General features: G+C 61.5%; 18 protein-coding genes. 7 read left to right on the top strand and 11 right to left on the bottom strand.

Features of this window, described 5'->3' with window-relative positions:
- Positions 1 to 73: 73 nt before the first annotated feature.
- Positions 74 to 1,003 carry a LysR family transcriptional regulator gene (locus tag LNV09_RS09360; protein ID WP_263556832.1) on the bottom strand — a complete coding sequence of 310 codons (930 nt, stop codon included), beginning with the start codon at positions 1,001 to 1,003 and terminating at the stop codon, positions 74 to 76.
- A 113-nt stretch (positions 1,004 to 1,116) separates the two neighbouring features.
- On the opposite strand from LNV09_RS09360, the gene lysA reads away from it, so the two are divergent.
- The 3 genes from lysA to ahpF all read left to right on the top strand — a co-directional run bounded on the left by lysA (position 1,117) and on the right by ahpF (position 4,906).
- A complete protein-coding gene (lysA, locus tag LNV09_RS09355; protein ID WP_263556831.1) occupies positions 1,117 to 2,373 on the top strand; it encodes a diaminopimelate decarboxylase in 1,257 nt (418 codons plus the stop codon).
- Positions 2,374 to 2,560: 187 nt separating this feature from the next.
- Positions 2,561 to 3,124, top strand: coding sequence for an alkyl hydroperoxide reductase subunit C (ahpC, locus tag LNV09_RS09350; RefSeq protein ID WP_263556830.1), 564 nt, complete (start codon positions 2,561 to 2,563; stop codon positions 3,122 to 3,124).
- 222 nt (positions 3,125 to 3,346) lie between these two features.
- Entirely contained in the window at positions 3,347 to 4,906 is a 1,560-nt protein-coding gene (gene ahpF, locus LNV09_RS09345) for an alkyl hydroperoxide reductase subunit F (protein ID WP_263556829.1), read from the top strand.
- A 4-nt stretch (positions 4,907 to 4,910) separates the two neighbouring features.
- Here ahpF and rarD read toward each other — a convergent pair whose 3' ends face one another.
- Positions 4,911 to 5,801 (bottom strand): EamA family transporter RarD, encoded by an 891-nt coding sequence (gene rarD / locus LNV09_RS09340; RefSeq protein ID WP_263556828.1) that lies wholly within the window; start codon positions 5,799 to 5,801, stop codon positions 4,911 to 4,913.
- A gap of 25 nt (positions 5,802 to 5,826) precedes the next feature.
- Positions 5,827 to 6,534: a pseudouridine synthase gene (locus tag LNV09_RS09335; protein ID WP_263556827.1), complete on the bottom strand. Its 708-nt coding sequence runs from the start codon at positions 6,532 to 6,534 to the stop codon at positions 5,827 to 5,829.
- A gap of 229 nt (positions 6,535 to 6,763) precedes the next feature.
- Between LNV09_RS09335 and LNV09_RS09330 the strand changes: the two genes are divergently transcribed.
- Complete coding sequence (locus LNV09_RS09330) at positions 6,764 to 7,171, top strand: hypothetical protein (RefSeq protein WP_263556826.1); 408 nt, start codon at positions 6,764 to 6,766, stop codon at positions 7,169 to 7,171.
- On the opposite strand, the gene LNV09_RS09325 is transcribed toward LNV09_RS09330, so the two are convergent.
- A complete protein-coding gene (locus LNV09_RS09325; RefSeq protein ID WP_263556825.1) occupies positions 7,172 to 7,573 on the bottom strand; it encodes a YchJ family protein in 402 nt (133 codons plus the stop codon).
- A 57-nt stretch (positions 7,574 to 7,630) separates the two neighbouring features.
- Between LNV09_RS09325 and LNV09_RS09320 the strand changes: the two genes are divergently transcribed.
- A complete protein-coding gene (locus LNV09_RS09320; RefSeq protein ID WP_263556824.1) occupies positions 7,631 to 10,048 on the top strand; it encodes a UvrD-helicase domain-containing protein in 2,418 nt (805 codons plus the stop codon).
- 16 nt (positions 10,049 to 10,064) lie between these two features.
- Here LNV09_RS09320 and LNV09_RS09315 read toward each other — a convergent pair whose 3' ends face one another.
- The 3 genes from LNV09_RS09315 to LNV09_RS09305 all read right to left on the bottom strand — a co-directional run bounded on the left by LNV09_RS09315 (position 10,065) and on the right by LNV09_RS09305 (position 13,650).
- Positions 10,065 to 10,322, bottom strand: coding sequence for a MoaD/ThiS family protein (locus tag LNV09_RS09315; protein WP_263556823.1), 258 nt, complete (start codon positions 10,320 to 10,322; stop codon positions 10,065 to 10,067).
- A 7-nt stretch (positions 10,323 to 10,329) separates the two neighbouring features.
- The gene (locus tag LNV09_RS09310; protein WP_263556822.1) at positions 10,330 to 11,529 is read right to left on the bottom strand and encodes a WD40/YVTN/BNR-like repeat-containing protein; all 1,200 of its coding nucleotides are present in this window, start codon (positions 11,527 to 11,529) and stop codon (positions 10,330 to 10,332) included.
- A gap of 153 nt (positions 11,530 to 11,682) precedes the next feature.
- Positions 11,683 to 13,650 carry a PhoX family protein gene (locus LNV09_RS09305; protein ID WP_263556821.1) on the bottom strand — a complete coding sequence of 656 codons (1,968 nt, stop codon included), beginning with the start codon at positions 13,648 to 13,650 and terminating at the stop codon, positions 11,683 to 11,685.
- 335 nt (positions 13,651 to 13,985) lie between these two features.
- On the opposite strand from LNV09_RS09305, the gene LNV09_RS09300 reads away from it, so the two are divergent.
- The gene (locus tag LNV09_RS09300; RefSeq protein WP_263556820.1) at positions 13,986 to 16,190 is read left to right on the top strand and encodes a carboxy terminal-processing peptidase; all 2,205 of its coding nucleotides are present in this window, start codon (positions 13,986 to 13,988) and stop codon (positions 16,188 to 16,190) included.
- A 33-nt stretch (positions 16,191 to 16,223) separates the two neighbouring features.
- Here the strand turns inward: LNV09_RS09300 and LNV09_RS09295 are convergent, their stop codons facing one another.
- Genes LNV09_RS09295 through LNV09_RS09285 form a run of 3 tightly spaced genes read right to left on the bottom strand, consistent with a single transcriptional unit; the run spans position 16,224 to position 18,447 of the window.
- Complete coding sequence (locus LNV09_RS09295; protein WP_263556819.1) at positions 16,224 to 17,057, bottom strand: BPSS1780 family membrane protein; 834 nt, start codon at positions 17,055 to 17,057, stop codon at positions 16,224 to 16,226.
- A 10-nt stretch (positions 17,058 to 17,067) separates the two neighbouring features.
- The gene (locus LNV09_RS09290; RefSeq protein WP_263556818.1) at positions 17,068 to 18,042 is read right to left on the bottom strand and encodes a homoserine kinase; all 975 of its coding nucleotides are present in this window, start codon (positions 18,040 to 18,042) and stop codon (positions 17,068 to 17,070) included.
- Positions 18,043 to 18,093: 51 nt separating this feature from the next.
- Positions 18,094 to 18,447, bottom strand: a complete 354-nt coding sequence (locus tag LNV09_RS09285) for a hypothetical protein (protein ID WP_263556817.1) — start codon at positions 18,445 to 18,447, stop codon at positions 18,094 to 18,096.
- A gap of 57 nt (positions 18,448 to 18,504) precedes the next feature.
- On the opposite strand from LNV09_RS09285, the gene polA reads away from it, so the two are divergent.
- Positions 18,505 to 21,261: a DNA polymerase I gene (gene polA, locus LNV09_RS09280; RefSeq protein ID WP_263556816.1), complete on the top strand. Its 2,757-nt coding sequence runs from the start codon at positions 18,505 to 18,507 to the stop codon at positions 21,259 to 21,261.
- Between the two features lie 110 nt (positions 21,262 to 21,371).
- On the opposite strand, the gene LNV09_RS09275 is transcribed toward polA, so the two are convergent.
- The gene (locus LNV09_RS09275; RefSeq protein WP_263556815.1) at positions 21,372 to 22,262 is read right to left on the bottom strand and encodes a PEP-CTERM sorting domain-containing protein; all 891 of its coding nucleotides are present in this window, start codon (positions 22,260 to 22,262) and stop codon (positions 21,372 to 21,374) included.
- Positions 22,263 to 22,499: the final 237 nt, after the last annotated feature.

Genomic DNA, 22,499 nt, shown 5'->3' with positions numbered 1-22,499 from the left:
ATTGGGCAACGCCGTTATCGCATTGCGATACGTCCCTTGTCACAACCATTCGGCTTAGGCGCGTAGCGCGCACCTAGTTTGCCGCGCCAGTAAAGCGAATTTGCAGATTTTCAGTTTCTCGCTTTAGGCATTCAATCAACTCGCCCACCAACGGCTGAGCAGGCCTGTGCAGCGGCAGTAAGGCCGCCACCTTGAACGGCACCGACACGCTGAACGGCCTCAGATGCAACTGCGGCCCGGCCAGCGCCAAGGCGGTCAAGGGGTTGACGATGGCCAGGCCCAAACCGGCACTGACCATTGCACACACGGCCACTGCGCTATGCGTTTCCATGCGTAGACGCCGGCTCACACCTTGCTGCGCAAAGATCGCGTCGAGCTGAGCCCGGTAGGGGTCGTCGGCGGACAGGCTGACGAAGTCAAAACCCTCAAAATCAGCCGGCGTCAGCATCGACTGGGCCAGCAACGCATGGCCTGCCGGCAAGATGCAGACCTCGTCCATCGCCAGTAGCGGCAGCAACTGGGTGCCGGCCGGCGCCTGGTGAACCTGCTCGGTCAAGCCCAGGTCAAAGCGCTGGGCGCTCATCCATTCTTCGAGTAGCGGCGACTCCTGCGGCGTGACAGTTAGCTGCACGCCACTGTGCCGGGCTATGAAATCGGCACAGGTGCCCGGCAACAAGGCATGGCTGAGCGCCGGCAGACACAGCACCGACAAGCGCACTGCCTGTTCTGCCCGACCCAAGGCGCGAGCCCGGTCGGCAATGTGATCCAAGCTCTGGTAGCTGCGCTGCACCTCGTCGAACAAAGCCAGGGCGCGGGCATTGGCTTTGAGGCGGCCACGAACGCGCTCGAACAAGGCATAGCCGAGCAGGTATTCCAGCCGGGCCAGTTCGCGACTCACGGTGGGTTGCGAGCTGTGTAGCAAAGCTGCGGCCTCGGTCACGCTGCCAGCCGTCATGACGGCGCGGAAGACTTCGATATGTCGGTGGGTGATGCTGAGGCTCATGCTGAACCATATCAGATATGAATTGATAGTCAAAAATATAGCATTGGCGAGAATGGCTCAGTGCAGGCATGCTGCGCACATTGTTTGAATCACTTTTGCCGGAATCTTCTCCCATGCCTGCTGCCACCCTAACCCCCGCCCGCATCCAATCGCTTGCCGCCAGTTTCGGCACGCCGCTCTGGGTCTATGACGCCGACACCATCCGAGCGCGAATCAAAGCTTTGGGCGCTTTTGACACCATCCGTTTTGCCCAAAAGGCCTGCTCCAACACCCATATCCTGCGGTTGATGCGCGAGCAGGGTGTCAAGGTCGATGCGGTGTCGCGCGGGGAAATTCTGCGCGCGCTGGCGGCTGGCTTTGTCGCCGGCAGCACGGACGAAGCGGCGCCGTCTGAGATCGTCTTCACCGCCGATCTGTTCGACCATGCGACGCTGGCCACCGTGGTTCAGCACCATGTTCCCGTCAACGCCGGCTCGATCGATATGTTGCATCAGCTGGGTCAGGCCTCGCCCGGCCACCCGGTCTGGCTGCGCATCAACCCCGGCTTCGGCCATGGCCACAGCAACAAGACCAATACCGGCGGCGAGCACAGCAAACATGGCATCTGGCATACCGAGCTGCTGGACGCCCTGGCCGCCGTGCGTGAGCATGGCCTGAAGCTGGTCGGCCTGCATATGCATATCGGCTCGGGTGTCGACTATGGCCATCTGTCCGAGGTCTGCGGCGCGATGGTCGGTTTCGTCAAGCAGGTGCATGCGGCCGGCCACGATTTACACGCGATTTCAAGCGGCGGCGGCTTGTCGACACCGTATCGCGAAGGGGATGCCAGCGTCGACACCGCCCATTACTTCGGCCTTTGGGATGCGGCCCGCAAGCAAGCCGAGGAACTGCTCGGCCACACGCTGGCCTTGGAGATCGAGCCGGGGCGCTATCTGGTTGCCGAGTCCGGCGTGCTGATCACCGAAGTGCGCGCCACCAAGGACGCCGGTCGCAATCACTTTGTGATGGTGGACGCCGGTTTCAGCGAGCTGATGCGGCCGGCCATGTATGGCAGCTATCACGCGATGAGCCTGATCCCGGCCGATGGCACGCCGCGCCCTCAGCAGCCCACGGTTGTGGCGGGTCCGCTGTGTGAATCTGGCGATGTTTTTACGCAAAGCGATGGCGGGGTGGTTGAGCCGCGCGAGTTGCCACAAGCCAAGGTCGGTGATTTGCTGCTGATCCACGACACCGGAGCCTATGGCGCATCTATGTCCAGCAATTACAACAGCCGGCCTTTGGTGGCCGAAGTAATGGTGGAGGGAGGGACTGAGCGACTGATCCGCCGCCGCCAGACTGTCGAGGAACTGCTGGCGCTGGAGACCTTGTGACGGTTTTGTGGCTATCGCCTCGGCAGAGCGAATAGCCTTCGCCAATAGGCTCAGGCAATGACAGTGATTTGATTTATCAAAACTACGAAGGCGTGGCTGCCCATATGATTCGGTCATAGCAAGTTTTCTCCCGTGTCACTTGTTCGTTAGTTTTGCTTTTCATTCATTCAACCCAAAAGGAATTGCCATGTCCCTGATCAATACCCAAGTCCAGCCCTTCAAGACCGAAGCCTTTCACAACGGCAAGTTCATCACCGTCAGCGAAGAGTCGCTGAAGGGCAAGTGGTCGGTGCTGATCTTCATGCCAGCGGCCTTCACCTTCAACTGCCCAACCGAAGTGGAAGACGCGGCCGAGCACTATGCCGAATTCCAGAAGGCCGATGCCGAGGTTTACATCATCACCACCGACACGCATTTCTCGCACAAGGTTTGGCACGAGACTTCGCCTGCTGTGAGCAAGGCCAAGTTCCCACTGGTGGGTGACCCAACCCACAAGCTGACCCGCGCCTTCGGCGTGCACATCGAAGAAGAAGGTCTGGCGCTGCGCGGCACCTTCGTGATCAACCCAGACGGCATCATCAAGACCGCCGAGATCCACTCGAACGAAATCGCCCGTGACGTCAAGGAAACCCTGCGCAAGCTGAAGGCCGCCCGTTACACGGCCGCCAATCCAGGCCAGGTTTGCCCAGCCAAGTGGAACGAAGGTTCTAAGACCATCGCTCCGTCGCTGGATCTGGTTGGCAAAATCTAATGAATTGCGGGACAGACCGATCGAGCGTCAGCGAGTAGCTCTGTCCCCAACTGACTAGGTCGCCTCGATCAAATGTTTGTCGAAGTTGCAGGCCCGGGAGGGCTTGCACTTTCCCCAGCGCAACGCTTGGACTTCAAGCCACGCTGAAAGCGTCCCGGCCGCGACCAGGGTGTTTTCAATGTGACTTTGCCTAGTCACGCTTAAACCCCAAGGAGAACCGCCATGTTGGACAGCCATCTGAAGACCCAGCTCCACGCCTACCTCGAGCGCGTCACGCTGCCGTTTGAAATCGAAGTCAGCCTGGATCAGCGGCCCGAGTCGGCCGAACTGCTGGACCTGCTGCAAGAGATTGCGGCCATGTCCGACAAGATAACGCTGAAGACCGACGGCCAGGACACGCGCCGCCCGTCCTTCAGCCTGAATCGCATCGGCTCTGACATGAAGCTGCGCTTTGCCGCCATCCCGCTCGGCCATGAGTTCACCTCCCTGGTGCTGGCCCTGCTGTGGGTCGGCGGCCACGCGCCCAAAGTGTCGGACGAGACGATTGCGCAGATCAAGGGTCTGGACGGCGAATTCAGCTTCGAGGTCTATATGTCCTTGACCTGCCACAACTGCCCGGACGTGGTGCAGGCACTCAGCTTGATGGCGGTGCTGAACCCCAAGATCAAGACCGTGGTGATCGACGGTGGCTTGTTCCAGGACGAGGTGAACGAGCGCGAAATCATGGCCGTGCCCAGCATCTACCTGAACGGCGCTGTGTTCGGTGCCGGCAAGATGAGCGTCGAAGAGATCGTTGCCAAACTGGACACCGGAGCGGCCGCCCGCGATGCGGCCAAGCTGAGCGAGAAGGCGCCTTTCGACATGCTGATCGTCGGTGGTGGCCCGGCCGGCGCTGCGGCTGCCGTGTACGCCGCTCGCAAAGGCATTCGCACCGGCATCGCCGCTGAGCGTTTCGGCGGCCAAGTCAATGACACGATGACGATCGAGAACTACGTCTCGGTGCTGGAGACCGACGGGCCGAAATTCGCCGCCGCGCTGGAAGCGCATGTCAAGGAGTACGACGTCGAGATCATGAATCTGCAACGCGCCGAAGCGCTGATCCCAGCGACGACGCCGGGCGGCCTGATCGAGATCAAACTAGCCAACGGTGGCGCGCTGAAGGCCAAGTCGGTGATCCTGTCGACCGGCGCGCGCTGGCGCCATGTCGGCGTGCCCGGCGAAGAGGAGTATAAGAACAAGGGCGTCGCCTACTGCCCGCATTGCGACGGCCCGCTGTTCAAGGGCAAACGCGTGGCGGTCATTGGCGGCGGCAATTCTGGCGTCGAGGCTGCCATCGATCTGGCCGGCATCGTTGCAGAGGTCACTCTGATCGAGTTTGGTGAGGCCTTGCGTGCCGACGCGGTGCTGGTCAACAAGCTCAAGAGTTTGGCTAACGTGGCGATTCATGTGAACGCCCAAACGACCGAGTTCACCGGCGCGGCCGGCAAGTTGAACGGCCTGAGCTACACCGACCGGGTCAGCGGCGAGGCCAAGCACATCGAGCTGGAGGGCGTGTTCGTGCAGATCGGCCTGGTGCCCAATACCGAGTGGCTGAAGGGCGTGGTCGAGCTGAGCAAGCATGGCGAAATCATTGTCGACCCCAAGGGCCAGACCTCGCTGCCCGGCGTGTTCGCGGCGGGCGACGCGACGACGGTGCCCTTTAAGCAAATCATCATCGCGACTGGTGACGGGGCGAAGGCGGCACTGGGCGCGTTCGATTACATGATGCGTTTGCCCAGTTGAGGTTTTAAGCCTGGGTCATGCGCCGGCTGACCCACCAGCCTTCCAGGCTGTAAATCAGCAGCGCGGACCAGATCAGGGCAAAGCCGAGCAGGCGCGATGGCTGCATGGGCTCGTGGTACAGCCACACGCCCAGCATGAACTGCAGCGAGGGCGAGATGTATTGCAGCAGGCCCAGCGTCGCCATCGGAATGCGGCGCGCGCCTGCCGCGAACAGCAGGAGCGGTATGGCGGTCAGCGGACCGGCAAAGAGCAGCCAGCCCATCGTCGCGACTTCGCCTTGGTTGACGGCCGCCGAAATGGCACTCTGACCCGTCCAGGTCCACCAAGCCAGAGCGGCCAGCGCGATCGGCGTCAGCATCAGGGTTTCCAGCGTCAGCCCCTCCAAGGCGCCGAGCTTGGCGATTTTTCGCAGCAGGCCGTAAAAGCCAAAGCTGATCGCCAACACCAGCGCCACCCAGGGCAGGCGGCCGGTCTGCAGCGTCAGCCACAAGACGCCGGCAGCGGCCATGGCGACGGCGGCCCATTGCAAGCGGCGCGGGCGCTCGTGCAGGAACACAAAACCTAGCGCCACATTGACCAGCGGGTTGATGAAGTAGCCCAGGCTGGCGTCAAGCACATGGTCGGTTTGCACGGCCCAGACGTAGACGACCCAGTTCACCGACAACAGCAAGGCCGACAGCATGAAGGCCGCCAGCACCTTTGGGGTTCGGCGCAGTTCGCCCAACCAGGCCCAGCGTTTCGTGAAAGCCAGGATCCCCAGCATAAAGACCAGACACCACAGCGTGCGGTGCATGACCACCTCCAGCGAAGGCACTTGGGCGATCTGCTTGAAGTAGAGCGGGAACAAACCCCAGGCCAGATAGGCGAGGGCGGCATAAACGATGCCGCGGTTCATGTTTGGGGTGAGGTCGGTGATGAGGTCATGGGCCTATTGTCGGCGAAGCCTTTTTGAGCAATTGCCATTCCTCGCCCAGCGGTGCGTGTAGCAGCAGCGGCGCGCCGCTGACGGGGTGCGCGATCTGTAGTTCCAACCCATGCAACCATAAACGTTGCAGGCCCAGATGAGCAGCCACGGCGCGGTTGTGCGCGCCCTTGCCATGTGTGGTGTCGCCGATGATGGGATGGGCGATGTGCTTGAGGTGGCGGCGGATCTGGTGGCGCCGGCCTGTCAGCGGGCTGGCCTCAACCAAGGCGTAACGGCTGCTGGCAAAGCGTCCTTCGACGCTGAACGGCCACTCGATCTGTTCAAGGCAACGCCAGTCGGTGCGCGCGCTCAACATGGTTTGGCCGGCCGAGGGCAGCTCGGGGTCGCGCGCCAGTGGGTGTTCGATCACCCCGCTCTCAACCGGCCAGCCGCGCACCAGCGCCCGGTAGCGTTTTTTGTTCAGGCCTTGCTCGAAGGCTTGGCCCAAGAGCGAGGCTATTTCGGCGTTGAGCGCAAACAGCAGCAAGCCCGAAGTGCCTTTGTCGAGCCGGTGGGCCGGCCAGACTTGCTGCCCCAACTGATCGCGCAGCATCTGCAGTGCGAATTGCTGCTCGTGAGCGTCCAGCGCCGTGCGGTGGACGAGCAGGCCGGCCGGCTTGTTGATGGCAACGATGTGTTCGTCGATGTAGATGATTTGCAACATGGCTGATGGTGAATATTGCCGATGCGAGCCAAGGCTGCTCTATGAAGGTGCGATTTCACACAGATACGACCGATACCCCATTCAGGGGGTATAGCGCTTATGCGCCTGCATCGAAAGAATGCTGTCACACGCCACACGCATCATCCCAGCTGTGTGTGAATGAAGCGTTTGAACAAAAGCGTTTGAACAAAGTCGTGCAAAGCAGTGCAAAGCATCAGGAGTCAACATCATGCCTATAACCTTCCGTGTTGGATATCGCTCACCCTTGGTCAGCGCCGTGGCTTGGGCCCTGATGCTGCTGGGCTTGTTGGGCCTGGGTTTGAGCGGCTATTTGTTTGGCCATACGAGTGGCTTTGCAGCTGCCGGTCTTAGCTGGTGGTTGATGGCTGGCCAGGCGCTGTTGGTGTTGGCCTCGGCTGCGTCGATCGCCGCAGGGCAAGGGCTGCTGCGCCGCCTGGAGTGGGCGCGCCGCCTGAGCCTGGGCCTGCTGGCGCTGATTCTGTTTTCGCTGCCGGTGCTGCCTTGGGTGGCGGGCTCTCCTGTGATGCTTGGGCTGGCTTGCTTGGCAGCAAGTGCGGCGCTGCTGTGGGCCTTGCGCGAACTGAACACCATGCTGGTGCGCCAGGAATTCGCCTGATCAGCCAATCTCTCCGTCGAGATAGAGCCAGGCGCCATCCACTCGTTCAAACCGGCTGATCTCGCTCATCCGGTAGGCCCGCCCCCCCAGCTTGCTGCGGGCCACGAATTCCACCAAAGCATGTTCGGCATCTTGCCGGACATGCTTTTTTACTTGCAGGCCCAGCCATTTCAAACCCGGCTCGTTCGGCGTCAATGTGCTGGGTCGGCTGCTCGGGTGCCAAGTCGCCAGCAAATAGTCCAGCAGGTCCAGCACATAGGCGCTGTAACGTGAGCGCATCAGCGTTTCGGCATCGGCGGCGGTCAACTTGCCGGTGGCCGCAAAGTGCTGGTGGATGAGTCCGCAGCATTGCCCGTAGCTGGACGGTAGGCCGCAGGGGCAGGGAAGCTTGGAGTCATTCATGGCGACCCGCATCATGCCGTAAATTCGATTTCACGCGGGCCTCTCTAAAATGCCCCAATGAACCTGCCCCCGCAAGACGATTTCTTCGCCGCTCCTGATGCACCTGTTGCTGCTGTTGACACCACCGGCCTGCTGAAGAACCTCAACCCCGAGCAATACGCGGCCGTCACCGCCCCGGCCGAGCCTTGCTTGATCCTGGCAGGCGCCGGCTCGGGCAAGACCCGTGTGCTGACCACCCGCATCGCCTGGCTGATGCAGACCGGCCAGGTCACGCCCGCCGGTGTGATGGCGGTGACCTTCACCAACAAGGCGTCCAAGGAGATGCTGACCCGCCTGACCGCGATGCTGCCGGTCAATGTGCGCGGCATGTGGATTGGCACCTTCCATGGTCTGTGCAACCGCTTCTTGCGTGCGCATTGGAAGTTGGCGGGTCTGCCGCAGGGCTTTCAGATTCTCGACAGCGCCGACACGGTATCGGCCATCAAGCGGGTGATACGCGCGATGAAGCTGGACGAGGAACGCTTTGTGCCCAAGCAGGTCGGCTGGTTCATCGCCGGCGCCAAGGAGGATGCCAAGCGCCCCGGCGATATCGAGCCGATCGATGAGCAAACCAAGACGCTGATTGCGATCTACCAGGCCTATGAAGACCAATGCCAGCGCGAGGGCGTGGTGGACTTTGCCGAGTTGATGCTGCGCTCCTATGAGCTGATGAAGAGCAATCTGGCCATCCGGGAGCATTACCAGCGGCGCTTCCAGCATTTGCTGGTGGACGAGTTCCAGGACACCAACAAGCTGCAATACGCGTGGCTGAAGATGTTTGCCCCTCCCGGCAGGGGCCAGGGCGTGATCGCGGTCGGCGACGATGACCAAAGTATCTACGCCTTTCGCGGTGCGCGGGTCGGCAATATGGCCGATTTCGAGCGCGAGTACCGGGTCAAGAAAGTCATCAAGCTGGAGCAGAACTACCGCAGCTTCTCCAATATCCTCGACTCCGCCAACGAGCTGATCAGCCGCAATAGCAAGCGCCTGGGCAAGACCTTGCGCACCGATGCCGGCCCCGGCGAGCCCGTGCGTGTGTACGAGGCGGCGAGCGACTTTGCCGAGGCGCAATGGCTGATCGAGGAGGCGCAGGCCTTGCACCGCCAGGGTGTGGACCGCAAGGAGATCGCCGTGCTTTACCGCAGCAATGCGCAGTCACGGGTGATCGAGTCGGCGCTCTTCAATGCCGGCATTCCCTACCGGGTTTACGGCGGCCTGCGCTTCTTCGAGCGCGCCGAAGTCAAACATGCGTTGTCTTATCTGCGCCTGCTCGAAAACGCCAATGACGACACCAGTTTCTTGCGCGTGGTCAATTTCCCGACCCGCGGCATCGGTGCGCGCGCGATCGAGTTGCTGCAGGATGCGGCGCGCATGTCGGGCCGCAGCCTCTATCAAAGCGTCGGCGCGGTGGCCGGCAAGGCGGGCAGCAATTTGCAGGCCTTCACGCAGCTGATCGACTCGACCCGCAATCTGACGCAAGGCCTGACCCTGCGCGAGATCATCGAGCAGATCCTGGAGATTTCCGGTCTGTCCGAGTTCTACCGCAATGACAAGGACGGCGCCGACCGGTTGGAGAACTTGGGCGAATTGATCAACGCGGCCGAGGCCTTCGTCACGCAAGAGGGCTTCGGCAAGGACGCGGTGGCGCTGCCGGTGGACGAGCTGTCGCCTGGCGCCATCTCGGAAGGTTTTCCAACTGCCGTGGCGCCGGCCAATTTCACGCCTGATGCCGAAACGGGTGAAATCATGTCGCCGCTGGCCGCTTTCTTGACGCACGCCTCGCTGGAGGCCGGCGACAACCAGGCGCAAGCCGGCCAAGACGCGGTGCAGCTGATGACGGTGCATTCCAGCAAGGGCCTGGAGTTCGATGCGGTCTTCATCACCGGCCTGGAAGAGGGCTTGTTCCCGCATGAGAACTCGGCGTCGGACGCCGACGGGTTGGAGGAAGAGCGCCGGCTGATGTATGTGGCGATCACGCGGGCGCGCCAGCGCCTGTACCTGTGCTTCAGCCAGACGCGCATGCTGCACGGCCAGACCCGCTACAACGTCAAGAGCCGCTTCTTTGACGAGTTACCCGAGAGCGCCTTGAAATGGCTGACGCCGCCGCGCCAGGCTTTTGGCTCCGGCTTTGCCAAGGAATACCAAAGCGCCTGGGAGCGCGGCTCGGGGCTGAAGTCCATGGTCGGCGCGGGCCGTGTCAATCACGACAAGGCTGCCTGGGCCGAGCCGGCCGTGCCAGCGGCGATGAAGAAGAAGGAAGATGCGGAGCATGGCGGGCTGAAGGTTGGCAAGGGCGTCTTCCACACCAAGTTCGGCGAGGGCGTTTTGCTCACGCTGGAAGGTAGCGGCGCCGACGCCCGCGCGCAGGTCAACTTCGGGCGGCATGGGATGAAGTGGCTGGCGCTGTCGGTGGCGAAGCTGACGCCGATCGACTGAGCGGGTTTGTCCTTGCTCAGCCGCCGCTGAGCGCCAGCACGATCGCAACGAAATCATCCGGCCGCAAGGCGTGACCGAGGTCGCGCACGCCAAGGCCGTTGACGAAGATGCGCATATTCGGCCTCAGCTGGTTCTGCTCGTCAACGACGCGAAAGCGCAGGCCGGGGTAGCGGCGCTCTAACTCGGCGAACAACTCGTTCAGCGTGGTGCCTTCGGCAGTGATTTGCGTTTCACCGGTGTACGAACGCAAGGCGCTCGGCAGCAAGACTTTCACGTTTGAATCATGGCAAGGTGGCAACTTCCACCGCATAGATCTCCGGCAGGTGGCGGGCGATATTGAACCATTTTGAGCCTTCCTCGCGCCCTATCCACAATTCACCGCTGGTCGTGCCAAGGTAGAGCGCCGGCACGGCTTGCGCGTCCACCGTCATCGCTTGGCGCTTCAGCGTCCACCAGGCTTGATCTGTGGGAAGTCCATGGTCTTGCCGCTGCCAGGTTTTGCCGGCGTTGCGCGTCACATAGGCTGCAGGTCGGCCTGCGGGGCTGGTGCGCGGCCAGACGTCGCTGCCGTCCATCGGAAAGACCCAGGCCGTGTCGGCATCAAACGGGTGCACCACCATCGGGAAACCGATGTCGCCGACCCGCTTGGGCATTTTGCCGCCAATGCGCTGCCAGACGTCGTGAGCAGGGTCGCCGGTCCGGTCCAGCCGGTAGATGCCGCAATGGTTTTGTTGGTAGAGCCGGTCAGGATTGCTCGGACACAGGCGCAGGCAATGCGGGTCATGAAAAGTGACGGTGTCGGGGTCAAAGCCGCCGACCACCTGCATGCCCTTGATCAAGGTGGCCCAGCTACGGCCGCCGTCGCGCGACTCGTGCACGCCGCCGCCGGACATGCCGAAGTACAGATGCGCGGGGTCACGCGGGTCAATGATGATGGAGTGCAACTTAGGGCCATCGGGCGTGCCGTCTTGCACCGAGCCCATCCATTCGCGCAGCTGCGGGTTGTCGTTGACGCCGGGCATTGGCGCCCAGCTGACACCGCCGTCCTCGGAGCGGAACAGGCCTTGCGGCGAGGTGCCGGCGTACCAACTGCCTGACTCGCTGGCATGCCCCGGGCTGAGCCAGAAGGTGTGATCGACCGAGCGTGCCGGTAGATCTCCGGACGGCTTTGCGAAAGCGGGTGGCTGCTGCGCCTCTTTCCAACTACGGCCTAAATCCGTGGAGCGGAAGATCGTGGGCCCAAGGTGGCCTGTCTTAGCAGCAGCCAAGAGCGTGCGGCCGTCGCGCGGGTCCATCTGCAGATGGCTGATGGTGTGGCCGAGGAAATGCGGCCCGTCGACTGTCCAGCTCTTGCGGCGGCTGTCGCCGTGGAACAGCCAAGCGCCTTTGCGCGTGGCGACCAGAATCACGAGGCGCTGCGAAACTTTGGCTTTGGCTTTGGCTTTGGGCACGGGCTTGGCACGAGCTGATGTTGGGCTCATTGGAACTCCTCTGCGAAGGCGTGCAGCGAAGTTTAGTGCTGGCGTCATGGCCTGGCACTGAGGTGTGACCCTGACGAAAAACAGGCCCTGGCCGCATCGTGCGACCAGGGCCTGCTGGTTAGCAAGTGGCCCAGAAAAAGGCCGAACCTGGGGTCAGAGCTTGTTCAACTTGACGCTGGTGGCCTCGGCCGTCAGGTAGCCGACGGCAGCGCTGGCGCGGCCGGGGAAGTTTTTCAGCACCAAGGGCTCCAGCGTGGCGCGCACCTTGTCGTGCAGGCCCTTGCTGTCCCAGTCACCAGGGTGCTGGAAGTTGCTGGTGATGTAGGTCCAGCCATTCAGGTCGTCCACCACCCCCAGGCCGGTGGCTTCGGCACCAACCGGCATCGATACCAGGCGGCTCAAGGCCTTGGTGTCGACGTTATAGGCCCAGACGAAGTTGTTGACATGGTAGGCACTGTCTTCGCCGATGAAGAGGGTACGCAGCTTCTCGGAGAACTTCAGATTGTCCGGGGCGCCGATCTTGTCGGGGTTGGCCTTGTTGCCCAGGGCATCGGGCGTGGCCAGGTCTTCACCGACCAGCAAGGCCTTGGTCAGCGAAGGCACCCACTCGCTGTTGATGGCCGCGCCGGCGATGTCTTTCTGGCCCGCGCTCAGCGTGTGAGCCAACACAGCGCCGGCGTTGACGACTTTGTCGATCGCGATGCCGTAGTCGGGATTGTTGGCCGATTGGCCTTTGACCATCGAGCTCTGCATATTCTGCAAGGCCGAGTAGGCAATCTTGTCCTTGGCGTTGACGGTTGTGCCTTCCATCTTGGTGAAGGCCATGCTGCCGCCCTTGATCGCCGCATAACGGTGGGTTTCCAGGTAGGCTGCGGCCTTGTCCATGCCGGGCTTGACCTTGGCCCATTGCACCGCGCCGCTGAACCAGATCTTGGTAAAGCTGGCATCCTTGGGGTCGGTCGTGACGACTTCCATGATGTCGGCCGGCTTGAGCGTGTTGGCCAGCGCTTCGATCTCGGCGCTGGTGGCCGAGCCGAGCTTGATCCAGCTCAGCGCCGCACCTGCCGCTGCGGTGTCGATCGAGAAACCGGCGCCGACCTTGGCCACATAGAGTGAACCTGCCGACAGGTCGGCTTCTTTGTCGGCCACGAACATGAAGAAGCCGCCGTTGGTGGCGTCATCGCCCATCAGCGCGGTGCGCTTGTCCGGCATGACTTGGATCAGCTCATGCGAAATGCGGCCCAGGCAGTAATGCTTCTTGATGCTGCCGGTGCCGTCTGGATTGACCGTCACTTCGGGCAGATGACCGTAGTGGTAGAGATTGGCCTTGTTCTCGTCGCCGAAGGTGTTTTTGCTGAAGGCCTTGTACTGGGCTGTCAGGCTGGCGCTCGGCGTGAACATGTCCGGCTCGTATTCTTCGCTGGACAGATGGGTGCCCCATGGCGACAGGCTGGAGCCGCAGGTGATCCACAGGCCATGAACCGAGGAGGTATCGACGTTGTGATACTTCACCAAACTCAGCTTGCCGGTGGCCTGGTCTTGGTCCAGCGTCAGCACGGCGATCGGCGAGGGCAGCTTGCCGTACATATCGGTCTTGTCGTCTTGGGCGCGGGTGGTGTATTCAAACTGCACCACGGCGAACACGGCCTTGCCCTTGATGCCCGCCACGGTCGGGTTGGGCAGGCTCAAGAGCGAGGTGCCGTCTGGCGAGTCCGAGAAGAACTGGCGATCTTTTCCGGCCACGCTGCTGTCGATGATGGGCTTGTTATTGATGTCAACATAACCACCGGCCAGCACGGTGCCGCCCTTGCCGTCCGGCACTTGGCTGCCGGTCATGAAGAAGGATTCGTATTTCAGCTTGAAGCTTTGTTTGCTGCCGTCGCTGAGCGTCACATCCAAGGCCGAGGCGACTTCGGTGCGGGCCATCGCTTCGGGGGCGAGCAAGGTCGGCGCCGCCATGGCTGCAAAAGTTGCCGAGAGGAAATTGACGGCCGGCGCGTCATCGCCGCCACCGCAGGCGCTCAACAAGCTGGCCGCGCCGACACCGGTCATGGGCAGCATCATGGGCAGGCCCATGAATTTCAGGGCTTGGCGGCGGGAGGGTTGGGTAGGAGTCGACATGGCTACTGCTGGTGAGTTGAAAGTTTCTTGCCTGGCATCGATTGGATGTGTGGCCTTGGGCCGCGGGTTGTTTGCTTGGTACAAACCCTTGGCGATTGCGAGCCCGCAATGTAGATGCTGCATATGTCATGAAGATGACTGTTCTTGTGTGAATCTGTGGTTTCTTGCTGTTGATGAGCACGCGGTCATCGGAAGTACGAGGGGAGACGCGGCTTGCGGCTAATCTTGGCTTAATGCCAATCGGTTAAGCTGAAGCCAATGCCCATCTTGAGGGTCAAGGCCTGCAGCGCCCATGGCGCGGTGCAGATGCCGATGATGAATTTTGGAGATGCCTGATGAAGAAGAAGTCTTTTGTGTTCTTGATCTCCCTGGGTCTGGCCCTGTCCAGCTTTGCAGCAGTGCCCGAGACCCTGGCGCTGCTCAAACCTTTGCCGCAGCAAGGCCAAGCCGCCACCATGTCGGCGCAAATTCTGACCCGCCATCACTACAAGGCCCAGCCCTTGGATGACGCGATGTCAGAGAAGATTTTTGACCGCTATCTGAAGTCGCTGGACCCCGAGAAGCTGTTCTTCCTGCAGTCGGACATCGATCAGTTCGCCGCCGCCCGCACCAAGATGGATGACGCGATCGGCACGCAAGACCTGGCCACGCCGTTTGCGATGTTCAACCTCTACCAAAAGCGCGCGCAGGAACGCATGATTTATGCGCGTGAATTGCTCGACGGCAGCTTTGACTTCACCGAGAAAGAGAGCTATCGCTTTTCGCGCGAGAAGGAGCCTTGGATCAAGACCGAGAGCGAAATGCGCGACCTCTGGCGTCAGCGCGTCAAAAACGACTGGCTGCGCTTGAAGCTGGCCGGCACTTCCGACAAGGTGATCAAGACCACGCTGGCCAAGCGCTATGACAATTCGCTCTCCCGAATGAACAAATTGAAGAGCGAGGACGTGTTCCAGCTCTTCATGAATGCCTATGCGATGTCGGTCGAGCCGCATACCAATTACCTGGGCCCAAGAGCGAGCGAGGCCTTTGATATTTCGATGCGTTTGTCCTTGGTCGGCATCGGCGCGGTCTTGCAAGAGCGTGATGAGCTGATCACGATCCGGGAGCTGGTGCCCGGCGGGCCGGCGGCGCGCTCAGGCAAGCTCAAGGTTGGTGATCGCATTGTCGGCGTCGGCCAAGGTGCGGATTCGACGCCCATCGACGTGATCGGCTGGCGTTTGGATGATGCGGTGGATCTGATCCGGGGCAAGAAAGACACCGTCGTGGTGCTCAATATCTTGCCCGCCGCTGCCGGCCCGGATGGCAAGCCCCAAACCCTGTCCTTGGTGCGCAACAAGATCTCGATGGAGCAGCAGTCGGCCAAGAAGTCCATCATGGACATCAAGCAGGCTGCGACCACACGCCGCATTGGCGTGATCACCTTGCCGACTTTCTATCAAGACTTTGAGGCGCGCGCCAGAGGCGACAAGGACTTCAAGAGCGTCACGCGCGATGTGGCGCGTTTGCTGGCCGAGTTGAAGAAAGAAAAAGTTGACGGCGTGATGATTGATCTGCGCGACAACGGCGGCGGCTCGTTGGCCGAGGCGGTGGAGCTGACCAGCCTTTTCATTGGCAAGGGCCCGGTGGTGCAGCAGCGCAATTCGTCCGGCGATATTCGGGTGGAGAGCGAAAGCGGCGCTACCGCAGCCTGGGATGGCCCACTGGCGGTCTTGATCAACCGCGGATCGGCCTCGGCTTCCGAGATTTTTGCCGCCGCAATTCAGGATTACGGTCGCGGCATCATCCTGGGTGAATCCAGCTTCGGCAAGGGCACCGTGCAGACCATGATCAATCTCGACAAGATGGACCGCTCGGTCAAATTGCCTGGCGCAGATAAGCCCAAATATGGCGAGTTGAAGATGACGGTGGCGCAGTTCTTCCGCGTCAATGGTGGCACCACTCAGCTGCGCGGCGTCAGCCCCGACATCGGCCTGGCGAGCTTTTCGGACAACGAGAGCTTTGGCGAATCGAGCTATGACAATGCCTTGCCCTGGGTGCAGATCAAGCCGGCGAATTACCAGGTGTTGGGCGATATGAAGGAGTTGCTGCCCCTGCTGCAGATCCGCCACGAGAGCCGCGTCGCCAAGGACCGCGACTACCAGCTTTTGCTTGACGACATCAAGGACTTCAACGTCCAGCGCAAGGTCAAGCTGGTGTCGCTGAATGAGGTGGAGCGGCGTGCCGAGCGGGATGCCCGTGCACTCAAAACCAAAGAGCGTGAAGCGGCGCGCTTGGCCGACAAGGGTAAGGGCGACAAAAAGACCACCAAGGCCGAGCAGGCCGCTGCCAAACTAGCCGCTCAAGATGATGGTTTGCAAGCCAATGAACGCAGCTTGGCGGATGAGTTGGCGGCCGAGCAGGCCCGCAAAGACACGCGCGATGTCTTGCTGGACGAAGCTGCCCATGTCCTTGGCGACGCGGTGGATCTGCTGCAAAGCAATCTGAGGCTTGCAGATCAGGTGACGCCGGGCCTGGCGCGCAAAAACCGCGCGGCTCAGTAAGCGGGATGCGGCAAAAACCGAGGCGCCAGCGCCTCAGTTTTTTTCCGTCAAGATGTCCTTGGGCGCGCCAAACATAAAGCAGTCAATGAAGGTGAAGTAGAGCGAGGCGTAGAAGACCGTGGTCATCAACAAGCCCAGCGGCATCACCAACAAGGGCAGCATCTGCCCCAGGCCCAATAGGGCAGCCAGCAAGCTGGCGCCAACACCAACGCCTATCACCAAGGCCGCCCAGAGCAAGCCGTTATAGGCAAAGGCGGCGCGGTTGCGCCAAAGACCCAAGGTGCTGGAGAACAGCGCTTGCAGCACACCCTGACCACCCCAGTGGATCAAGGCCGGGGCATGCCAGAAGGGTACCGACAACAAGGCGGCCAAGCCCAGTCTTGTGACAGCACCCCAGAACAGACGCGGGTCGGCCGCCGCGGCTGCCACTTTGTCGGCCGGGGCATTCTCAAGTATCAAGCGCTGCATGGCCTCGAAGCTGCCACCGTCTATCCACTCGGCCAGCAGGCCGATGGCGATGGTCGCCAGGGCATAGCAAGCACCCAGCAGCAGCTGGCTGTTGCGCCGCTGCGGCGTCAGTTTCAGCGGCGCGATGAAAACGGCTGCGGTCGGTATCTGGTCCTGCAAGACCAGGTGGGTGGCCAGCATAAAGCCCAGCGACAGGATGGGCATCGCCATCAGCAAGAGCATGATGCCCACTCCCGGCAGTAGCAACATCGCAAAGGCGATAAAGAGAAATACCGACAGCAAGCCCGCCATCGCCAGCGGCTTGCGCCTAAAGACCTTCAAGCCGTGGCGTATCCAAAGCAGCCCATTGCGGGCGGGCACGGTTTGCAGATGCAGCAGCATGGGCGAGGAGGAGTTCAAATCGGGGTGCTCACAAAGAAGTTAGCGCATGCCAGGGGCGCGCAATGCGCTCGCGCAGCACGCGCTCGAAATGCCCGGGGTCATGGGGCTTGAGCAGGGCGGCGTCGCGCGGCAGATAGACATCCCATAGGCGGGAGAGCCAAAAGCGCAAAGCGGCGGCGCGCAGCATCGCCGGTAGCAAACGGTGTTCAACGCCGCTCATGGGCCGCACCGATTCGTAAGCATGCACAAAGGCCTCGGCACGGGCCTCATCGAGGCGGCCGTTGGCGTGATCGATGCACCAGTCGTTCAGGCAGATGGCGAGGTCAAACAGCCAGCTGTCGACGCCGGCGAAATAAAAATCAAAACAGCCACTCAGGCGTTCGCGGCCCGGCAGGCCTTCGAACATCACGTTGTCGCGGAATAGGTCGGCGTGAATGGGCCCGCGCGGCAAATCGGCAAAGCTGGCTGAAGCGGCCAGATGCTGCTGGAAGGCCAACTCCGAACTGAGCAACTCGGCCTGCGCTGCGTTCAAAAACGGCAGCACTACCGGCACGGTCTCGCTCCACCAGCTCAAACCGCGCAGATTGTCTTGATGCAGCGGGAAGTCCTGCGCCGCCACGTGCATGCGTGCCAGCTCGGCGCCGACCTGTTCGCAATGAAACAGGTCAGGAGCCAGTTGGTGGCCGCCGCGCAGCTTGTTGACCACGGCCGCTGGTTTAGCTAGTAGCTCGAACAAGATCGCGCCATTGGTGTCTGCCTGCGGGTCAGGCACGGCCAGCCCGCGCTGGGCCAGATGTTTCATCAGCTGCAGATAAAACGGCAGTTGCTCGAAACTCAGGCGCTCGAAGACGGTCAAGACAAACTCGCCGGCCTCGGTGCTTAAAAAGTAGTTGGTGTTCTCGATGCCGGCCGTGATGCCGCGCAGGTTTAGCACTGAACCCAGATTCAGGCGATTGGCGAGCGCTTGCGCCTCGTCCAGGGTGACTTCGGTGAATACGGCCATAACAACGCTTAAGAGGCAGCAATACGCCAGGGCCAGTGGCCACTGACGGGATCAGAAATTCAGCACGCTCCACACACGCCGTCCGGCTGCAGCGCGCGTCGTGCCGGCGCCGGGCGAGAGGTCGCGACTGGCGTCGCCCATGATGATTTCGTAGCTGGGTAGTTTGCTGTTCTTGGGTTGGACCGTGACCTTTTGGGTCTGGCCGCGCACACGCAACTCTTCGATGCGGATGCTGTCATCCTCGATCACGGTCTCGACCACCTTGGCCTCGGCAACAGTTGCCGCAGGCTCGCCGGGCTTGGTGGACTCGGCGGTCTCCTCCGCAAACACAGTTTGCGAAGCAAAGCCTGCGAGCAGCAGGGCCAGGAGCGCCAGTTGGCGCTGAGTGAAGAGGGTGCGTGACATGGCGCTATTCTATGTGGTCGGTTGGGCATTGTTCATTGCTGCACGACAATGCCGCCCATGAGCAAACCCATCATGTTGCTGGTCGACGGTTCCAGCTATCTTTACCGTGCCTATCACGCCATGCCCGACCTGCGCGGCCCCGGCGGCGTGCCCACCGGTGCCGTGCACGGCATGGTGGCGATGATGAAGCGCCTGCGCGAGCAGATCGGCGCCGAGCACGCGGTCTGCGTCTTCGATGCCAAGGGACCGACCTTCCGCGATGCCTGGTATTCGGAATACAAGGCGCAACGCGCGCCGATGCCCGATGCTTTACGCGAGCAGATTGCGCCGATTCATGAAGTGGTGGCGCTCTTGGGCTGGCCGATTCTGGAGGTGCCCGGCATCGAGGCCGATGACGCGATCGGCACGCTGGCCCGTGTGGCGGCAGCGGCCGGCCATGCGGTGGTGGTGTCGACCGGCGACAAGGACCTGGCTCAGTTGGTGACTGAGGACGTCACTCTCATCAACACCATGAGTAATGAGTCTTTGGATATCGCCGGCGTGGTGGCCAAGTTCGGCGTGCCTCCGGACCGCATCGTTGACTATCTGACGCTGATGGGTGACACGGTCGACAACGTGCCTGGCGTAGAAAAGGTCGGCCCCAAGACGGCCGCTAAATGGATTGCCGAATATGGCTCGCTCGACGGCGTGATCGCCGCCGCAGACAAGATCAAGGGTGCCGCCGGCGAGAACCTGCGCAAGGCCTTGGACTGGCTGCCGACGGCACGCAAACTGGTCACCGTGGTGCAGGACTGCGATCTGAATGGCCATGTGCCGCAGTGGCCCAGCCTGGAAGCGCTGGCGCTGCGGCCTGTCGATCAAGAAGGTCTGCAGGCTTTCTATCAGCGCAATGGCTTCAAGACCTGGCTGAAGGAGCTCGGCGGCGGCAAAACAGCCGCGCCGGTCAGCGAGGACATGTTTGCCGCACCCGCCGATTCGACCGCGCCGGCGGCCGCGTTGGACGACTCGCCGCGCCACTACGACACCATCCTCGACTGGGCCTTGTTCGACCAATGGCTGGCTAAGCTGAAGGCTGCGCCTTTGGTCGCGGTGGACACCGAGACCGACTCGCTCGACCCGATGCGGGCCAAGATCGTCGGCATCTCCTTTGCCGTCAAGGCCGGCGAGGCGGCTTATATTCCGCTGCGCCATGATGGCCCGGACGCGCCAGTCCAACTCCCGATTGACGAGGTGCTGGCCAAGCTCAAGCCCTGGCTGGAGGACGCGGCCGCGCCGAAGCTCGGGCAAAACCTCAAGTACGACACCCATGTGTTCGCCAACCACGGCATCGCGCTGTGTGGCGTTCAACATGACACCATGTTGCAGAGTTATGTGCTGGAGGCGCACAAGAGCCATGGCCTCGGCGCCTTGGGCGAGCGCCATTTGGGTCGCGCTGGCTTGAGCTACGAAGACTTGTGCGGCAAGGGCGTGCATCAGATCCCGTTCGCGCAGGTCGATGTAGCCCGCGCCGCCCAGTATTCGGGCGAAGACTCGGAGATGTGCGTAGCCCTGCATCAACAGCTGTGGCCGCAAATCGAAGCGGACGCCGGCTTGACCCGCGTCTACCGCGACATCGAGATGCCTACCAGTGCCTTGCTGGCCCGCATCGAGCGCATTGGCGTGCTGATCGACGCGCCGCTCTTGCAGGCGCAAAGCCATGAACTGGGTCAGCGCTTGTTGGCGCTGGAGCAAGAGGCTTACGACATCGCCGGCCAGCCCTTCAACCTCGGCAGCCCCAAGCAGATCGGCGAAATCCTGTTCACCAAGCTTGGTCTGCCGGTGGTCAAAAAGACCGCCACCGGCGCACCCAGCACCGACGAAGAAGTGTTGGAAAAGCTCTCGCTGGACTACCCGCTGCCGGCCAAGATCCTGGAAACGCGTGGCCTGGCCAAGCTCAAGAGCACTTATACCGACAAGCTGCCCTTGATGATCAACCCGGCCACCGGTCGCGTGCATACCAACTATGCACAGGCGGTGGCGGTGACCGGGCGCTTGTCCAGCAATGAGCCCAATTTGCAGAACATCCCCATCCGCACGGCGGAAGGGCGGCGCGTGCGCGAGGCCTTTGTGGCGCCGCCTGGCCATCTGATTGTCAGCGCCGACTACTCGCAGATCGAGTTGCGCATCATGGCGCACATCAGCGAAGACCCGGGCCTCTTGCGCGCGTTTGGCGAGGGCGTGGACGTACACAAGGCCACCGCTTCCGAGGTCTTCAACACTCCTTTGCCAGAGGTGACGACCGAGCAGCGCCGCTACGCCAAGACCATCAATTTTGGCCTGATCTACGGCATGGGGGCCTTCGGCCTGGCGACCAGCCTGGGCATCGACACCAAGGCCGCCAAGGACTATATCGACCTGTACTTCAATCGCTTTGCCGGCGTCAAGCAATACATGGACCGCACTCGCGAGTCAGCCAAGGCCAAGGGTTATGTGGAGACCGTTTTTGGCCGGCGCCTGTGGCTGCCAGAGATCAACAGCGGCAACGGCCCAAGACGCACCGGCGCCGAGCGGCAGGCGATCAACGCGCCGATGCAGGGCACGGCGGCCGATCTGATCAAGCTGGCGATGATCGCGGTGCAAGCGGCGCTGGACAAGGAAGCTAAGTCGACCCGCATCGTCATGCAGGTGCATGACGAACTGGTGTTCGAGGTGCCCGAAGCCGAGCTGGACTGGGTCAAGACGGAAGTGCCGCGCCTGATGGCCGGCGTGGCGCAATTGAAGGTGCCTTTATTGGCCGAGGTCGGCGTGGGCGCCAACTGGGATCAGGCGCATTGAAAGCTTCGTTGGCTTGAATGCAAGAAGCCCGTTCAGGCGCATGGCTTGAACGGGCCTGACTGGCAGGCAGCGAGAGGCTGCTGCCTGTTCAGTGCTAAAGCTGCGACAAATTACTTGGCAGCGGCTTTGCGACGACGGCTGGCCAAGAAGGCGCCGCCCAGAGCGAGTGGCAAAAGTGCGAGTGTCGTTGGCTCAGGCACCAAGGCAGCCTCGGTGCCGACCTTGCCCAGGCCGCCGTATACGACGTTGAAGTAGCTGTCGTTCAGCAAGTTGCTGTTCTTGACTGCAACGGTCTTGGCTATGGACAGGCTTGTATCAATGTTGCCGTAGGTGTGTGGCTTGTCTTGTCCCTTATTGGCGCCGCTTGTAAATTTCTGGTAGACCGTCTTGTCGTATTGGATCTGGCCATTGATCTTCACCACCTCGGTGACAGTGCTGTCGGTTCCTGTCACCGTGAAGAGGCCTTCGACTTTGTACTTGTCCAAAGCCTTGCCGGCGTAGAGGGCTTCGCTGTCGGTGTCCCAAATGCCGCCGTTGACAAGCTTACCGTTGAACATCAGATTCGTGAAATTGATGTTGACGTCCTTGTTGTCCTTGACGTTCAGGCCCACCTTGTAAAAACCGTTGCCCTTTGCGGCTGCTTCGCTATAAGACAGCTTGGAGAAGGCCGAGTAGCCGGCGCTGTTTTGCGTGGTCATGTCTTGGAGAATGTCCAAAGTCACCGCGCCGCTTGCTGCGTCGTACTCGCTGACAAAGCGGTATGTCTTGCCATTTGTCCAAGAGAAGTTATAGAGGCCGCCCTTGAACTGGCCGTTGGCGCCAAAGTCATCGCCCACGCGCATTCCTGGGTCGCCATAGTTGATGGCAGCGGTCTTCATGCCGATATCCAACCTGGCCTCCAGATCGCCGTCTTTGATCGTGGTCGGGCCCGCAAAACTGCTCGCCGCAAACAAAACCATCGCTGCTGCGACGCCGGATTTCAGAAATTTAGCTGGTGTCATGGAACTTTTCCTTGAATTAGGGATTGACTCAACCCTTTTTGAGGGTTTTTTACTGCTGTCGCCAGTGTAGGAGAGTCCACCTTGATACCAAATCCCCGAGGCGCGGGGGGGACAAGACCAGTTTGTGCAATCTGACACGCTTGAATGAGGGGCCCCTGAATAGGGGGCTCTCCCCCTTAGTGGGGTTGCCGAGCGAAGACTTCTCTGCAAGCGTGTGGCCCGAGGCCGTGCTTTGGC

This window comes from Paucibacter sp. B2R-40 (assembly GCF_025717555.1).
Taxonomy (GTDB): Bacteria; Pseudomonadota; Gammaproteobacteria; order Burkholderiales; family Burkholderiaceae_C; genus Paucibacter_A.
This window is presented reverse-complemented; position numbering and strand designations above follow the sequence as displayed.

Coding starts and splice junctions, on each gene's coding strand:
- LNV09_RS09360 (WP_263556832.1), bottom strand. CDS start 1,003: ATGAGCCTCAGCATCACCCACCGACATATCGAAGTCTTCCGCGCCGTC.
- lysA (WP_263556831.1), top strand. CDS start 1,117: ATGCCTGCTGCCACCCTAACCCCCGCCCGCATCCAATCGCTTGCCGCC.
- ahpC (WP_263556830.1), top strand. CDS start 2,561: ATGTCCCTGATCAATACCCAAGTCCAGCCCTTCAAGACCGAAGCCTTT.
- ahpF (WP_263556829.1), top strand. CDS start 3,347: ATGTTGGACAGCCATCTGAAGACCCAGCTCCACGCCTACCTCGAGCGC.
- rarD (WP_263556828.1), bottom strand. CDS start 5,801: ATGAACCGCGGCATCGTTTATGCCGCCCTCGCCTATCTGGCCTGGGGT.
- LNV09_RS09335 (WP_263556827.1), bottom strand. CDS start 6,534: ATGTTGCAAATCATCTACATCGACGAACACATCGTTGCCATCAACAAG.
- LNV09_RS09330 (WP_263556826.1), top strand. CDS start 6,764: ATGCCTATAACCTTCCGTGTTGGATATCGCTCACCCTTGGTCAGCGCC.
- LNV09_RS09325 (WP_263556825.1), bottom strand. CDS start 7,573: ATGAATGACTCCAAGCTTCCCTGCCCCTGCGGCCTACCGTCCAGCTAC.
- LNV09_RS09320 (WP_263556824.1), top strand. CDS start 7,631: ATGAACCTGCCCCCGCAAGACGATTTCTTCGCCGCTCCTGATGCACCT.
- LNV09_RS09310 (WP_263556822.1), bottom strand. CDS start 11,529: ATGAGCCCAACATCAGCTCGTGCCAAGCCCGTGCCCAAAGCCAAAGCC.
- LNV09_RS09305 (WP_263556821.1), bottom strand. CDS start 13,650: ATGTCGACTCCTACCCAACCCTCCCGCCGCCAAGCCCTGAAATTCATG.
- LNV09_RS09300 (WP_263556820.1), top strand. CDS start 13,986: ATGAAGAAGAAGTCTTTTGTGTTCTTGATCTCCCTGGGTCTGGCCCTG.
- LNV09_RS09290 (WP_263556818.1), bottom strand. CDS start 18,042: ATGGCCGTATTCACCGAAGTCACCCTGGACGAGGCGCAAGCGCTCGCC.
- LNV09_RS09285 (WP_263556817.1), bottom strand. CDS start 18,447: ATGTCACGCACCCTCTTCACTCAGCGCCAACTGGCGCTCCTGGCCCTG.
- polA (WP_263556816.1), top strand. CDS start 18,505: ATGAGCAAACCCATCATGTTGCTGGTCGACGGTTCCAGCTATCTTTAC.
- LNV09_RS09275 (WP_263556815.1), bottom strand. CDS start 22,262: ATGACACCAGCTAAATTTCTGAAATCCGGCGTCGCAGCAGCGATGGTT.